The sequence below is a fragment of the Rhodopirellula islandica genome, assembly GCF_001027925.1.
GTDB classification, from domain to species: domain Bacteria; phylum Planctomycetota; class Planctomycetia; order Pirellulales; family Pirellulaceae; genus Rhodopirellula; species Rhodopirellula islandica.
The window spans coordinates 187,347-203,464 of record NZ_LECT01000007.1; the positions used below are offsets into that span (position 1 = coordinate 187,347).

6 protein-coding genes and 2 pseudogenes are annotated in these 16,118 nt (G+C 57.4%); 2 read left to right on the forward strand and 6 right to left on the reverse strand.

Features of this window, described 5'->3' with window-relative positions; translation table 11 throughout:
- Nucleotides 1-776 precede the first annotated feature (776 nt).
- The 6 genes and pseudogenes from RISK_RS03625 to RISK_RS03650 all read right to left on the reverse strand — a co-directional run.
- Nucleotides 777-1,031 (reverse strand): annotated as a pseudogene (locus RISK_RS03625) (hypothetical protein); the annotation flags it as partial.
- Nucleotides 1,028-1,732 (reverse strand): acetolactate decarboxylase, encoded by a 705-nt coding sequence (locus RISK_RS03630; RefSeq protein ID WP_047812878.1) that lies wholly within the window; start codon nt 1,730-1,732, stop codon nt 1,028-1,030. The pseudogene RISK_RS03625 and the gene RISK_RS03630, both read right to left, overlap by 4 nt.
- 774 nt (nt 1,733-2,506) lie before the next feature.
- Nucleotides 2,507-5,092: pseudogene (gene topA, locus RISK_RS03635) on the reverse strand (type I DNA topoisomerase); the annotation flags it as partial.
- 93 nt (nt 5,093-5,185) lie between these two features.
- The gene (gene uvrA / locus RISK_RS03640; RefSeq protein ID WP_047812880.1) at nt 5,186-11,821 is read right to left on the reverse strand and encodes an excinuclease ABC subunit UvrA; all 6,636 of its coding nucleotides are present in this window, start codon (nt 11,819-11,821) and stop codon (nt 5,186-5,188) included.
- A 53-nt stretch (nt 11,822-11,874) separates the two neighbouring features.
- Entirely contained in the window at nt 11,875-12,966 is a 1,092-nt protein-coding gene (locus RISK_RS03645) for a protein arginine kinase (RefSeq protein ID WP_047812881.1), read from the reverse strand.
- A complete protein-coding gene (locus RISK_RS03650) occupies nt 12,963-13,484 on the reverse strand; it encodes a UvrB/UvrC motif-containing protein (protein WP_047812882.1) in 522 nt (173 codons plus the stop codon). Before RISK_RS03650 ends, RISK_RS03645 begins: the two co-directional genes overlap by 4 nt.
- Before the next feature lie 240 nt (nt 13,485-13,724).
- On the opposite strand from RISK_RS03650, the gene trpE reads away from it, so the two are divergent.
- Together trpE and RISK_RS03660 are read left to right on the forward strand one after the other, a co-directional pair.
- Nucleotides 13,725-15,260 carry an anthranilate synthase component I gene (gene trpE / locus RISK_RS03655; RefSeq protein WP_236695990.1) on the forward strand — a complete coding sequence of 512 codons (1,536 nt, stop codon included), beginning with the start codon at nt 13,725-13,727 and terminating at the stop codon, nt 15,258-15,260.
- 212 nt (nt 15,261-15,472) lie between these two features.
- A complete protein-coding gene (locus RISK_RS03660; RefSeq protein WP_053061049.1) occupies nt 15,473-15,964 on the forward strand; it encodes a DUF2314 domain-containing protein in 492 nt (163 codons plus the stop codon).
- Nucleotides 15,965-16,118 lie beyond the last annotated feature (154 nt).

The following is a 16,118-nucleotide window of genomic DNA, read 5'->3' on the forward strand; positions in this document are numbered from 1 at the left end:
TCGAGCCGCGAAACCGCCAGCGGCGATCGCCCAGTCTCGACCCAGGTCCAAGCCGTTGGCCGTGGAGCCTGCCCCGCCCACGCCAGCGAACTGGGCATTGACGATGGCGCCCGTGTTGACGAAAAGAGCACCGCCAGCCCCAGCGTCTCCTCCGCCTCCTGCATAGCCATCGCCACCGTCACCGCCGTCGGCTCACCCCTCTTTCAGCGTCATGTTAGCGATCGTGACATCAGCCCCGGCACCATTGGAGCTTTCAATCGCGGCGCGCAGCGACCCGGCCCAGAATCATTGTGGTTGCTGACGTCAAAATCAGCGGCGTTGGCAGAAGGACTGGCGAAAATCGCCATCAACAACGCAAGACGTGCGGTTCGTTTTTTCATCACATGCAGCGGAATAAGCGTACACAGAGGCACGCCAAATCCCCCATCATCGCATTCATGCGATGTGCCCCTGGGTGATCTGCAACGTTTCAACAAGTCGCGATGGAAACCGCCGCCTTCACGGTTCCCAAGCACGCGACCGAGTGCCCCTCGTATGTCGTACATCGTCGCAAGCCGGCTCGTTCGATAATCGCCAGTGAACAAACGTCACAACTTGCCACTTGACGTATTTCCCAGCCGACCCGATTCTTTGCCGTCTAGCCTCAATGCGCTGGCATCTTATGCCTGCCGATGTTGAAAATAGACCTCTTCGTAGGGTTGGACGACGACGAAGCCATGGCCACGAAACAGAAGCTGCACGGATTCGCCGGAGACCGCTTTTTTGAGCAAGTTTCAGATCCCACGCGAAAGAATTCCTTCGCGTTCGAATTTGACATTTCCCGCATAGGCGACCATGGCGCCGAGCTTTGTCCAGACCTCACCGTTCAGGTTGATGTCGAGCATTCGTTCCGTTTCAAGTTCGAAGAGGCCCTGATCGAGATCACGATCACGGGTCTTTTCTATAAACGACTGCAACGAATAACGGTTCCCAGATTCATGCCACCCACCCAAGCCGCCGCACTCATCTGCTCTTTCCTCCCAAGCACTCATTTCGCCAGCATCAACGTGGCTCCTTTCAGCAGACCGATCTGCTCGACGTGGGCAGTCACCGGAGCACCCGTTTCCTGGTTCTCGAACAGAATGTGAACGTGAGTGGAGGTGGCTGGGTGTGTGAGCTTTCCGACGGCGTCTTTCGCGTAAACGCCGATCAGTTTTCCGCGAACCTTCGGCAAGGTGCTCTCGAAAGGTCGTTCACTTTGGGGCAGATCAATCTTTTGCATCCGCGCGTGAATCGGACAGGCCCCGTGAATCACATGCAACCTGACGTCGCTAAACTCTCCTACAACACTGAACATGAATGGCTTGTCAGTGTTCATGCCTGCCGCGGATGCCGCATCACTAATGAACTGGTCAAAGTCATCGGGGCCTATTGCCGTGGCCGTTTCGTGACTGGTCCATGATGCCACGTAGGATCCAACGAGCATCGTCGCTTGCTGAGCGTCCGAGTTTTCAAGTGGCTTCATTTGACCATCGGAATCGACCCCGGTGATCGTGACCTTTCCATCGTCGATCGTCACTTCGCCTTCGAGACCCTGCAGCGCCCCAACTCCAAAGAAATGGGGCCGCTTCACAAGATCACTCAGTTGGACACGCCCCTGATCTTGGTGCTTGCCGATCGCCTCGTGCATTTTTCCGTATTGAACGATGGATCCATCCTGCGGCGTCTCAGCACGCGATTGAGTCTCGCCCATATTAAATATCGCTATGGTGAAAACGGAGACGATTAAGAAATGAACGTTGCTTCGCATGGTCTGCTCTTTCCTGTTTTCGGTGTGTTTGGCTGCTCACTCTTCATACGCAATGTCCCACATGCAATTCTCACGCAATTCTCACGCCATTCGCATTTGTCACGCGATTCGCACCGTCAGCCAGCCAGTGACACACCGCTGCGCCGATTCGCACAGTGGGAGCGTCTGATTTGCACACTCGAGATTCAATGGGTCAAACCTCTTTCGGGGAGTTGCCCGGCGAGGATGGGCATGTCCTTGGTCGTCCGCGAGTTCGCATTGACGATTCGAGATCCAGTCACCGTGCGCTGGGTTCGATCCAGCCGTCGTCCCCCAGCGGCGCCCTACGCTGAACGCTGTGCGAACTGCCTAGTGGTCTGTCAGGACTTGTTTTTAGGGTAGTGGACGAGGCCACGAGTCCTGAACTGGCGTCAAATCCAAGGACTCGTGGCCTCGTCCACTACGATCAACCCTAACTTTTAACTTTGACGGACCACGAGATCAACAAGCCGGTGAGCGAGGGACCGCATCGCCTCTCCCACGAAGGCCCCGTCCGGGGCCGGGGTGTCTTCATGACAGGGCATCTCAAGAGGACTTTTTGATGATGCCTTTTTTCTTCGTCGCGGCTTTGGCAGTCTTCTTTTTGGCGGCCTTCTTCTTGGCTGTTTTCTTTTTCGCAGCCTTCTTCGCTGTCTTCTTCTTCGCGGCCTTCTTCTTTTTCTTCTTCTTGGTCGGGCCCTTGGCAGCGCGTTCCGCCAACAGATCCAAGACTCCTTCGAACGTCATCTCTTGCGGGTCCGTCCCGCGTGGGATCGACGCATTGGTTTCGCCATCGGTCGCGTAGGGACCAAAGCGACCTTCCAAAATCTTGATCTCGTTTTCCGTGATCGGGCTTGGCTTTTCGAATTTTTTGATCGGTTCCTTGGGTGCCGCACGCCCACGGGTCTTGGGTTGCTTGAGCAACTCAATCGCTTCCTCAAATGTCACGTCCAAGGGTGACTTCTCAGCCGGCAAGGAACGGGTCTCCTTGCCACATTTCACATACGGCCCGTAGCGTCCATCGTGAGCCTGGATCGGCTCCTTCATTTCGGGATGCTCGCCCAAGTCACGCGGCAACGAAAGCAGTTTGCAAGCCATCGCCAGATCGACGTCTTCGACCGCGATCGTTTTCAGAATCGATGCGTTCTTCTTTTCTTCATCGTCCTTCTCACCCATTTGAACATAGGGGCCAAAGCGACCGGCCTTGATGTAAATCGGCTTGCCGGTGTCCGGGTGCGTGCCCAAAGGCTCGTCTTCCCGAGCGGCGTCCTCGAACAACTCCATCGCTCGAGCGAGTGTCATCTCATCGGGCGCCATGCCTTCCAAGATCGGAGCTTTGCGTTCGCCTTGCTCCAAAAAGGGTCCGTACTTCCCAACTCGCACGAACACCTCTTCACGGTTCTCGCCCTCGGTTGGAATCCCCAGTGAAAACTTTGCCGTCACTCGAGGATCGATCTCTTCGATCTTGCTTTCCAATCGGGGCTTCAACCCGATCGCAGCTTTTTGACCGACGACCGGTTCGTTGTCATCGCCAAAGTAGAAACGTTTCAAATACTCAAGCGACTCGGCTTCTTGCCGACTGATCGTGTCCAGAAAATCCTCCATCTGAGCCGTGAAGTCGTAGTCAACGAGCGGCTCGAAGTGGGTTTCCATCAAACGAATGACACTGAACGCCGTCCAACTGGGGACCAACGCGTTGCCCTTTTTGTACACGTAATCGCGACGCTGGATCGTGTCGATGATCGACGCGTAGGTACTGGGTCGACCAATTCCCTTTTCTTCCAGCGTGCGAGTCAACGACGCTTCGCTGAAACGCGAGGGTGGCTGAGTCGTGTGACTCTTGGGATCCAACGTCGCGACAGACAAACCATCGTTTTCATTGACCGCGGGCAGCAAGCGTTCCTTGTCAGCCAACTCGGCCTCGGGATCATCGCTGCCTTCGACATAGGCTCGCAAGAAACCTTCGAACAGAATGCTCGTGCCACTGGCGGTGAACGTGGTTCCACCACCTTCGATCGTGACACCGATGCGTTGCTTTTTCGCGTCGGCCATTTGGCAGGCAACGGTTCGTTTCCAAATCAGTTCGAACAATCGAAACTGATCGCGATCCAGTTCGTTCTGCACGGCGGCAGGAACACGGAACGGCGTCCCGGCGGGTCGAATGGCTTCGTGAGCCTCTTGCGCGTTTTTAACTTTGCCTTTGTAGACTCGCACCGTTTCGTGCAAGAATTTCTCGCCATACTCACTGCGAACCAAATCACGCGCCGCGTTGATGGCTTCCTTCGACAGTGTGGTCGAGTCAGTACGCATGTAGGTGATGTAACCGTTCTCGTACAATCGCTGGGCCGCTTGCATGCAGCGGCGTGCGGTGAAGCCCAGTTTCCGGTTGGCTTCTTGTTGCAGCGTGCTGGTCGTGAACGGTGCTTTGGGTCGTTCAGCAAACGGTTTGACTTCGACCTTGGCGACTCGAAAACTTTCCTGCTGGAGTTTCTGCTTCAATTCGTTGGCCTGCTGCTCATCCATTTGCAACATTTGCGGATTGATCAGCTTCCCATTGGTCGAATCAAAATCTTTCCCGCTGGGGATTTTCCGGCCCTCCACGGTCGCCAACATCGCGGGCAGCGAGTCACCGTTCTCGGTCGTGAAAATCGCTTCCAAATCCCAGTAGGTCGCATCGTTGAACGCGATCCGTTCCCGCTCACGTTGGACGATCAACCGGACCGCGACGCTCTGAACGCGTCCGGCCGACAAACCACGGCCGACTTTTTTCCACAGCAACTGCGAAACGTCGTAACCGTACAAACGGTCCAGAATCCGGCGTGTTTCTTGGGCTCGGACCAAACCATCGTCAATCTCGCGAGGGTCTTCCAGCGCGTGCTGGATCGCCTCCTTCGTGATTTCGTGGAAGACCAAACGGTGAACAGGCACCTTGGGCTTGAGCAATTCGAAGAGGTGCCAGCTGATCGCCTCTCCCTCACGGTCTTCATCCGTCGCGAGATACAGGCTGTCTGCATCCTTGAGCGCGGCCTTCAATTTGTCGACTTGTTTCTTCTTGTCCGCCGGCACGATGTAGACCGGCTCAAAGTCTTTTTCGACGTTCACCCCCAGATAGGCCCACGGTTCTTTCTTGAACTTTTTGGGGATGTCCTTGGCTCCGCCAGGCAAATCGCGAACGTGCCCGACGCTGGCTTCGACCTGGTAACCACTTCCCAAAAACTTCGAGATCGTCCGGGCTTTCGCGGGCGATTCGACGATCACCAAACTTTTGCTGGTCGATTTGGCCATGAGCAAGAACGAACCGATTCAAGGTGGAAAGAGGGGGGTTTCGGATGTGCGTGACTCGGGTTTGTCGCTCAAACCCGTCGCCTCGTCAACACGTCAAGTGGAGGACCGGGTCCGATCCAAGTGCGTTTTCAAGAACGTTTTCAGCTTGCGACTGCGTGCATGATCCACGTCGGTCAAATGAAATGTCAGGGTCACTCGCTCGGCATCACTGAGGTCCAACGTGCCAGTGTCGGAACGAGATTGGAGCACGTCCAATGCCAACAATTGCTCCAAATCAATCGCGGACTGAGGCCCCCTCAATTTCAACCGAACACAATCGCTGACCTTGGTTTCAAGCTCTGCCCAATGCGGCAACGGAGTTTCTTCCTCGCCCGATTCTAACCGAACGGAGACACGGTCCGGGGCAGGGTACTCCACCGCACCTTCGCCCGCGACATTCGACAACATGTCCAGCAACGCTTCCACCAATTCCAGCGGCCACTGAGGTGGAGTGTTCTCGGGGAACCCCTTCGGCAACGTGTGCCAACGACGCCCCAACACGCGCCACGGTTGCATCGAATCCGCCGGCTCGTCGCCGTTGGAATCGGATTCCGAAACCATTTCGGCAACCGGAATCTGCGTCTCAGAATCGACTCGCAGAACGGGCGCAGGCTTCGCAACGATTGTCGGCGTCGGCAAATTCCCCGTGTTCGTTTCCGCCACTCGACCGTTGACCGTCGGCTGCCAATCCAAGATTTCTCGCGGCTCAGCGGTACGCGTTCCCGAGATCGCATCGGCCAAGAACGGCGCGGTCGAAGACACCCATTCGTCCGCTTCACAGTTGGCAGGATCCGCCTTCGCCGCCAAGCCTTCCGGCGTTCCCGCAAACACGACTTGCCCACCGTGGACGCCTGCCCCGGGCCCAATGTCGATCAACCAATCGCAACACTTGATCACGTCCAAATTGTGCTCAATCACGATCACCGAATTCCCCAATTCGACCAACCGCTGCATCACGACCAACAACTTCTCAATGTCACCGAAGTGCAAACCGGTCGTCGGTTCGTCCAACAGATAAATCGTGTGCCCCGTTGCAGGACGAGCCAACTCCGCCGCCAATTTCACTCGCTGAGCTTCTCCACCCGAGAGAGTCGGGGCGGACTGGCCCAGCGTGACGTATTCCAATCCAACATCACAAAGTGTCTGAATGACACGTGCGATCCGGGAATGCGATGAGAACAACTCGACCGCTTCACCACACGGCATTTCCAGAACATCGGCAATCGACTGGCCATGCAGTTTGACTTCCAGCACGTCGTCGTTGTAACGCCGGGCGCCACAATCTTCGCAGGGCACCCAAACGTCAGGCAAGAAATGCATTTCAATCTTGCGTTGGCCGCTGCCTTCACAAGATTCGCAGCGTCCCCCCGAGACATTGAAACTGAATGTCCGGGGTGTGAAACGCCGCTCGCGTGCAGCGGGGATCTCCGCAAACACAGCCCGAATCAGATCAAACACACCGGTGTAGGTCGCCGGGTTGCTGCTCGGGGAATTCCCCAGCGGAGACTGGTCGACTTGAATGACTTTGTTGACGTAACGCAAACCATCGATGCCATCATGCTGCCCCGGTTTGACCTTGGCCCGGTGCAATCGTCTCGCCAAAACAGGGTAAACGATGTCATTGATCAGCGAGCTTTTCCCGCTGCCGCTGGGGCCCGTGATCGCAGTCAAAACTCCCAACGGAATGTCAACGTCCACGTCCTGCAAGTTGTTCTCACGCGCCCCTTTGATCGACAGGTATTCGACCATCGGCTTGCCCGATTCAGAAATCACCGGGCGGCGAACCGCAGGCAACTCTATTTGCTTTTCGCCGAGCAAGTACGGCGCGGTGACGGACTGGCTGGCAGGTTCGACCGCATCGGGCTTGCCTTGGGCCACCACCCGACCACCGTGCCGACCGGCCCGAGGCCCGAAGTCGCACAGGTAATCGCTTCCAGAAATCACATCGTAATCGTGCTCGACCACCAACAACGTGTTGCCTTGGTCTCGCAATCGATGCAGCGCCGCCAGCAATCGCCGGTTGTCTCGTGGGTGCAAACCAATGGTCGGCTCATCCAGCACATACAAAACGCCACACAAACCACTGCCAAGCTGTGACGCCAAACGAATTCGTTGAGCCTCGCCACCCGAAAGTGTCGGTGCACCACGGTGCAGAGTCAGGTAGTCCAGTCCCACGTCTCGCAAGAACCGGACGCGAGATTGAACTTCGCGAATCAGCTCGCCTGCGATCTTCCATTCGCGGCGATCGAGGTCCCACGAATCGATCTCTCGTGACAATCGATCCAGCGGCATGTGCACCAAGTCGCCAATCGTGAAGTCCCGGAATCGAACCGCCGCGGAATCATCCCGCAGACGCGAACCATCGCAGACCGAGCAGTCGATTTCAGCCACAAAGGCCTCCAACCGCATCCGCAATCCCGGCGTCAAACGCGAGGCTTCTTCCAGAGCCGGGTAAAACCCTTTGAACTGGAACCGGAACAGGACATTGCCTTCCCCAAAGTGATCACGAACCTCTTCGACGCGTTCTTTTTCGGCGGACGCGTTGTCATCGGTCGTGTCGCCATGCCGGACCTCGACCCACCGCGGCCCCAAACCATGAAACAGAATCCGTCGCTGCGACACGGTCAACGAATCGATCGGTTGATGAATCGGAATGCCCGTTGTTCGCGAAAGGGCTCGCAACATCCAGCGACTGACCGCATGATCGACGGACGGCCAAAGCAACGCTGCCCCATCGGCCAATGTCGTTTGAGGCGTCCCCATCAAAGCCGCGGGATTGGTCCCCGTTTGGGTTCCCAAACCTTCGCAACCAGGGCACCAACCGATGCCGGAGTTGAACGAAAAATGGTGCGGGGTCAACTGCGAGAACGACCGACCGCAGGATTCACAAACCAAGTGCTGACTGTGCCGAAGCACATGCCAATCGCGTTCGGGTTGATCCGAATCGGCGATCGCCACGTCCATCACGCCAACGCCCAACGACAACGCTTGCTCCACACTGTCACTGATCCGGGATTGTTCCTCTGGAGTGATCTTGATTCGGTCGACGACGATCTGCACCAGATGGACCCGCCGCGGGTCGAGTGCTTTCGCGTCATCCAGTTCAACCGTCTCGCCATCGATGCGGACGCGGGAGTACCCCATCGCACGATAGCTCTGCCAAGTCGTCAGCGAAGCTTCGCCAGACTGCACCTCGATCGGCGCGAGCAACAAAGCTCGCGTGCCCTTTGGCAATCCCATCACCTTGTCGATGATTTGATCGGGCGTTTGCGTTCCCACGGGCACCGAACAGTCCGGGCAGTGCATCGTGCCGAGTTTGCTGTACAAAATCCGCAAGTAGTCATAGACCTCGGTGACCGTTCCGACGGTACTGCGTGGAGAATGACCGAGGTTCTTTTGCTCCAGCGCCACCGCGGGTGACAGCCCTTCGATGCGTTCCGCTTTGGGCTTTTGCACCTGCCCAATGAACTGCCGCGCGTAACTGGACAACGACTCGACATACCGCCGCTGGCCCTCGGCGTAAATCGTGTCCATCGCCAGCGAACTTTTGCCGCTGCCACTGGGACCACAGAAGACTGTCATCGCGTCACGTGGAATCGCCAAATCGACGGATTTCAAGTTGTGTTCACATGCACCTTCGACCACCACATGGGTCCGAGACTTGGCCGGCGGAGCAACGATGTCACGGATCGCTTGGCCGCGTTTTTTGGCTTGGCGGCGTTTGATTCCCAACACCTCGGCCAGCGCCGCACCGGTGTAGCTGTCATCCACTTTGGCGACTTCTGTCGGCCGACCTTCGCCGACCACCCGACCGCCACCGGCACCACCTTCGACGCCGATGTCGATCACCCAGTCCGCTGTTTTGATCACGTCCAAGTTGTGCTCAACGATCACGATCGTGTTGCCGCGATCGGCCAATCGATTGATCACCCCCAACAACAAATCAATGTCGGCAAAATGCAACCCCGTCGTCGGTTCATCCAGCACGTACAGCGTGCGGCCCGTGTCCCTTCGGCTCAATTCTCGCGAAAGTTTGATTCGCTGGGCTTCGCCGCCGGACAAGGTCGGTGAAGGTTGACCGAGCTTCAAATACTCCAACCCCACATCGACCAACGTCTGCAACTTCTCGGCGATCTTGGGAATGTTCTGGAACAAATCCAAGGCTTCCGAGATGTCCATGTTCAGAACGTCGGCGATCGACTTGCCCTTGAACTGAACCGACAACGTTTCTCGGTTGTACCGATACCCTTGGCAAACCGGGCACGTCACCCAGATGTCCGCCAAGAAGTCCATTTCCAATTTGGTCGCACCGTTGCCATCGCAAGCGGCACAACGACCTCCGTCCACGTTGAAACTGAATCGACCGACCGTGTACCCACGAGCCTTCGCTTCAGGCAATTTCGCAAACAGATTGCGAATCTCGTCGAAGACCTTCACATACGTCGCGGGATTGCTGCGAGGCGTCCGGCCAATCGGTGACTGATCGATCGCGATCGTTTTGTCGAGATGCTCCAGGCCTTCGATGGAATCGTGGTCGCCAACATCCGCTTCGGCACCATTGAGCGCATTGCGAAGCGCGGGTTCGACGATCCCGCCAATCAGCGAACTCTTGCCGCTGCCCGAGACCCCGGTGACGCAAGTCACCACGCCCAGCGGAATGGAGACGTCGATGTCTTTCAGGTTGTGAAAACGCGCCCCGCGAATCGTCAGCTGTTTTGCGGGATCAACCGGTCGCAGCTTTTCTCTCGGCGTGATCGCGCGAGCCCCCGACAAGAACGCTCCCGTGACGCTTTCCTGGGATCGACACAGGTCCTCCATCGAACCGGCCGCCACGATGTGACCACCTTTGACACCGGGACCAGGCCCAAAGTCCACGATCGTGTCCGCCGCTCGCATCGTGTCTTCGTCGTGCTCGACCACGATCAACGTGTTGCCCGCATCTCGCAAACGAGTCAACGTTGTGATCAAACGGTCGTTGTCACGCGGGTGCAAACCAATCGACGGCTCGTCCAAGATGTAAAGCACACCCGACAACCCCGAACCGATCTGGCCGGCAAGTCGAATCCGCTGGGACTCACCGCCGGACAACGTCGGCGCGGTCCGGCCCAGCGTCAGGTATTCCAAGCCCACGCCGAGCAAAAACCCAATCCGCCCGCGAATTTCTTTGAGAGCCTCGCCGGCGATTTGGGCGTTGGTCTTTGAAAGCGGGATGTCACTGAAGAACTCCATCAGCGAATCGATGGAAAGCTCACACAAATCGGGAAGCGATTGGCTCTTCGAGCCGGCAAAGTCCTCCGAGCCTGTCGAGAGACGGACCGCGCACGCCTGATCGTTCAGCCGTTTGCCATGGCAATCCGGACAATCCATCGTGTTCATGTACTTTTCGAACTGACGCAACTGCATTTTGTTGCGGCTGGTTCGATAGCGATCAAGCAACTCGGGAATGAAACCCTCGAAGTTGCCGACATACTTTTTGGCTTGGCGTCCGCCTCGCCAAGTGAACTGCATCGAGTCGTCGGCGCCCCACAACCAAATGTGGCGAGCGATCTCTGGCAGTTTGTCCCAGCGAGTTTCCAGCATCGTGCCGGGTTCGAGCTCCAGTTCGGCGTCCATCGCATCGGCAACACCGCGATAGATATGACGTCGGTAGCGCCCCAGGTCGCCCCATTTGCCGAGCAATGCGATCGCACCTTTGCGAATCGACAGCGACTCGTCGGGGATCAACAACTCGGGCACAAACGTGTACAGCCGGCCGATTCCATCGCAGGACGTGCACATCCCTTGCGGGCTGTTGAAACTGAACAGCTGCGGCGTCGGCGGCCGGAAACTTCGTCCGCAATTGCCGCACGAATACTTCGAAGAGAACAGTTGGTCGTGACGGACCGGAGGCACGTCCTCCCCGTTGGGCGGCCCGACCGAAGTGATCAAGGACGACTCGCCCAGTTTCAGCGCCAACTCCACCGCTTCGACCAATCGTGGCCGGTCAATTTGCCCCGCGACAATGCGATCAATCACGACTTCCACATCGTGACGCCGGGTTCGATCCAGCGGCGGTGGATCGCTCAGCCGAAACGTTTCCCCGTCGACACGAGCGCGATTGAACCCTTGTTTGCGAAGGTCTTCGAACAGGTCGCGGAATTCACCTTTTTGACCGCGAACCAACGGCGCCATCACCCACAGCGTTCCGTCTTCGATCGCAGCTTCCGTTCCAGACTCCTCGGACGATTGGTCGTCCTGCCAACCATCGGCGGCCAACTGCACCAATCGATTGACGATGACATCGGTCGTTTGCGCCGCGATTTCGACATCACAGGCTGGGCAGTGCCCGGTGCCAACGCGAGCGTACAGCACTCGCAGGAAATCGTAGATCTCCGTGATCGTGCCAACCGTACTGCGAGGGTTGTTGCCCGTCGACTTTTGGCTGATCGAAATCGAGGGACTCAGCCCGGTCACCAAATCGACGTCGGGCTTGGGCATCTGGCCCATGAATTGCCGAGCCGAATTGCTCAGGCTCTCGACATACCGGCGTTGACCTTCGGCGTACAGCGTGTCAAACGCGAGCGAGCTCTTCCCACTTCCCGAAACACCCGAGAAACATATCAGCTCACCTCGCGTGAGCGTCAAATCGACGTCGCGCAAGTTGTGTTCGCGAGCGCCTTTGACGATGATTTCCCGTTGCAACTTGTCCACTCATTGGGTCGGCGTTTGATACATCCATTCAGTCAGACGCATCTTCGAGAAAGTCAGTTCAGTTCGTCGGTGCGGTCAGCGGGCCCGCACAAATGGCGTTGCAAGTAGCTGGCTCGCTGGACGTTCCGGTCGCTGGTCGTCAACACTCGCCCGTGCAGCTTTTGCAAGTGAGCCGGCTGGGTGTGGATGAACAGCTTGTTGATCGTTGCCAATTGCACGTCGTCGATCAGCCCCAGGTTCACGCCCATCCGAACCTTGGACAAGTAGTGCATGGTTTCTTCGCTGCTGATTTTGCGGGCCGTGCTGAGAATCCCCAGCGCCCGGCTGACGTCGTCATGCAGGTCTTGCTGGCCCTTGTCGATCAGGAATTCGCGAGCCTTGCGTTCGTAATCGATGATCCGTGGAACCACCTCTTGGCCAACCATTTCCAACAATTCTTGTTCGGTGTGCCCGAGCGTCACCTGGTTGCTGACCTGGTAAAAATCGCCGGTGTACTGCGACCCTTCGCCGTACAGACCACGGACCGTGACGTTGATCCGCTGCATGCTGCGGAACACCTTTTCGATCTGCTGAGTGATCACCAAACCGGGCAAGTGCAGCATCACACTGACCCGCAGCCCCGTGCCAACATTGGTTGGACAAGCCGTCAGGTAGCCGAATTTGCTGTGGAATGCGTACAGCACCTCCCCTTCAATCGCATCGTCGATTCGATCAATTTGTTCCCAGGCACTGAGCAAATCCAAACCGCTGTGCATCACCTGGATGCGCAAGTGGTCCTCCTCGTTGATCATCACCGAGTATTGTTCGCTGGGATCGATCGCGACGGCACGACTGCCTTCGGAATCCGCGATTTCTCGGCTGATGAGCTGGCGTTCGACCAAGAACTGGCGGTCCACTTCACTCAGTGTCGCGATGTCGACGTAAGGGATCTCGTCCCATTCAGGCAGATTTTCCAGCCGGGAACGAACCTGGCGTTCGATTTTTTCGCGGTCCTCGGGACTGCATTTTCGAATGAAGGGGAATCCCGCCAAATTGCGGGCCAAACGGATGCGGCTGCTGATCACAATGTCGGATTCGGGGCCCGTGCCACGCAACCATTCACCGCTTTTTTGGACCAACACCGACAGGTCGGTGGCTTCTTTCATATCGCGTTTCCTCGACGTTTGGGCTCGCCTTGGATCGCGTTGATTTGATCTCGCAATTCGGACGCTCGTTCGTATTCTTCCCGGTCCACCGCGGCTTCCATTTCTTTTCGCAACCGGATCAAGTCCGCTTGTGAATCGGCTGTGGCAGCCGCTCGGGTGGGCCGTTTTCCGGTGTGTTCCAATGAGTCGTGAATATTCAGCAACAAAGGTTTGAGGTCGGCTTCGAAGAAGTCATAGTCCAGGGGGCAACCCAACCGTCCTGAATTACGGAATTCAAAGAAGGTGATCCCACAAACGGGGCACTCTTTTTGATCCAACTTCCGCAATTCTTCCTTGGTCTGGCCCAATTGCAACTGCTTGGCCAACGCCCCTGCGACGCTGGAAACCGGCGTTGGTTCGCCCTTTTGCAACACGTTCCGAGCGTGCTGCTCGCACAAATGCAGCACTTGCGGCCCATCGGGTTCGGTCAATTCGGTGATGTGAAAAGTCGCCGGTTTATCGCAGTACTGGCATTTCATGAGAGTCTCGCAGGATGGCTCGCTAAATTCGTGACACAGGTTCCGTGGCACGATGCGGAATTCGCGGTCCGAAGCGAACTTCGCGGCACGATTGCTGTCATGGTCGGCATCACGGCTCCGTGATGACCGCCCGAGGAGGCGGACTCGTTCACGCCTTGGAATTCTATCGCTGGCCAACCCGGTTTCCAAGCCCGCCGTCGCACTTCACACTATCGCAACGCCCCAACGTGCCGAAACTTCATGACTGGAAACCTCATGCACCAACCGCCGCTTTCGTCGTTCGAATCGCTGGCCCGTCGGTTCGACTTTGTCCCCGTCTACCGACGCCTGCTGTCTGATACGTTGACCCCCGTCACGGCGTTCATGCACCTGGACGATGGCGGCCCTGCTTTTCTGATCGAAAGCGTGATCGGAGGCGAAAAGGTGGGGCGTTTCAGCTTTTTGGGCTCCCGACCCCTGGCCCGATTCACCGCCAAAGGCAACACGGTTCGGCAGACAAACATGTCCACCGGCGAAGTCGTTGAATCCCAGTGCGACGATCCCCTGGACGCGTTTCGCCAACGCTTCCAAGACCGCACCGCGACCCTGGATGGACTGCCGCCGTTCATCGGAGGAGCCATCGGCTACGCGGGCTATGACGTTGTCCGCTATGTCGAGAATTTGCCGGACACCACCGAAGATGACCGCGAACTTCCCGATCTGAACTTCGCTTTTTATCACACCCTGTGCGTGTTCGATCACGTCGACAAGACCATCACGGTGGTCTCCCTGGCCGATTGCCGCGGCATCGACGAAGAATCGGACTCCGCGACCATCGCCGCCGCCCGGCAATCCGCCGCCGCAGAAGTCGACCAAACGATCAAGCGTCTGATGACCAGCCCACCGGATCTTCGCGTGGACGAAATCATCGAAGAAGACCAACGCCAACCACTTCCGGTCGAGTCCAACTTCACCCGGGAATCCTTCTGTGACGCGGTCCGCCACTGCGTTGAATACATCCGCGCCGGCGATATCTTCCAGGTCGTTCCCAGCCAACGTCTGACCGTCAAAAGCGATGTCGATCCCTTCGCCGTCTACCGTTCGCTGCGTGTCGTCAATCCGTCGCCGTTCATGTTCTTTGTCCGCAATCCCGAATGTGTCTTGGTCGGTTGCTCGCCCGAGATCATGTGCCGAGTCAAAGACCGCGAGGTCACGGTGCGTCCGCTCGCGGGCACCCGCCCTCGCGGCGCGACCGAAAAAGAGGACAAAGCCCTCGAACAAGAATTGCTGGCCGACCCCAAGGAGCGTGCTGAACACGTGATGCTGGTCGACCTGGGTCGCAACGACATCGGCCGGATCGCCGAGTTCGGCACCGTGGACCTGACCGAGATCATGGTCATCGAGCGTTACAGCCACGTGATGCATATCAGCAGCGAAGTGCGAGGCAAATTGCGGGAAGGCCTGGACGCGTTTGACGCTTTGAAATCATGCTTGCCCGCGGGAACCGTTTCGGGTGCCCCCAAAGTCCGGGCGATGCAGGTCATCGACGAGATCGAACCGCATCGTCGCGGCCCGTATGGGGGCGCGGTCGGCTACATCGACTACCGAGGCAACATGGACACCTGCTTGGCGCTCCGCACGATCGTGCACCAAAACGGGGCGTATCACGTGCAAGCCGGTTGCGGAGTCGTCGCCGACAGCAACCCCGACTCAGAATACGAAGAAACCCTCAACAAGGCCCGCGCCCTGATCGCCGCCATCGAGTGGACCATCGCCCGAGAAGCCCGCAACGCCTGAACCACCTTCCGCGGCATCGGCTTTTAGCGAGTGTTGATCGCAAGAGCGTTCCCACGCCCCAAGTCTGGACAAATGACAATACGTGCGTTTGCGGCGACCGATCCATTGCTCCAGCGGTTCGGTCAGAACTGCCAAGTGAGATTACAATCGCCTCACGCATTGCCTGATATCGGCCTGCGGCGGCAACATTCAACTCACCGAAGGAAACGGCATTGATCCACAAATTGCTAGTCGGGTTCGTCTCATCAACGCTCATCGCCTTCTGCGGATGCAGCGAGTCACCGACACCGAACTCTTCGGTCTCCCCGGTCGTCAACGTTGAAGACGACGACTCAGAAATGAATGCGGCGATCGCCAAGGCACAGGAAACGCTTTCGTTCTTTGAGAACAACTGGAAGACGATGGGTAGCGATGCCTACAATCTCAAATTCGCAATGCCAACGTCAGATGGCGAATTGGAACACATCTGGTTCACTCCCATCAAAATCGAAGGCGATGAGATTACCGGCGAGTGTGCAAATGACCCAGAGAACATTCCAAACCTGAAGCTTGGCGATGTCCGCACGGTTACTCGTAGCGATATCACCGATTGGATGATGATCGTCGGCCAAAAGTGCTACGGAGGCTACACGATCCGAGTCCTTTCAGAGCGAGAACCTGACGTCGCTCCACCACTCGAGTTCGTTGACCCGCCAACGAACTAGGCTTGGCCCAAAGAGGAGCCTCCCAAAAGACGAGGCAACAATACACGCTGGCCAAATCGTTCTCTGCGACACCCTTCGGGGTCGGCGTTCGCGAGTGACTGCTGACCGTAGGTGCGCTATCGCGACCCACGGCTACCATCTGTGATCCCGTCGG

What these genes read in the sequence shown, in the direction of transcription:
- RISK_RS03630 (WP_047812878.1), bottom strand. Translation starts at nt 1,732, where the DNA reads ATGGGCGAGACTCAATCGCGTGCTGAGACGCCGCAGGATGGATCCATC.
- RISK_RS03645 (WP_047812881.1), bottom strand. Translation starts at nt 12,966, where the DNA reads ATGAAAGAAGCCACCGACCTGTCGGTGTTGGTCCAAAAAAGCGGTGAA.
- RISK_RS03650 (WP_047812882.1), bottom strand. Translation starts at nt 13,484, where the DNA reads ATGAAATGCCAGTACTGCGATAAACCGGCGACTTTTCACATCACCGAA.
- trpE (WP_236695990.1), top strand. Translation starts at nt 13,725, where the DNA reads ATGACTGGAAACCTCATGCACCAACCGCCGCTTTCGTCGTTCGAATCG.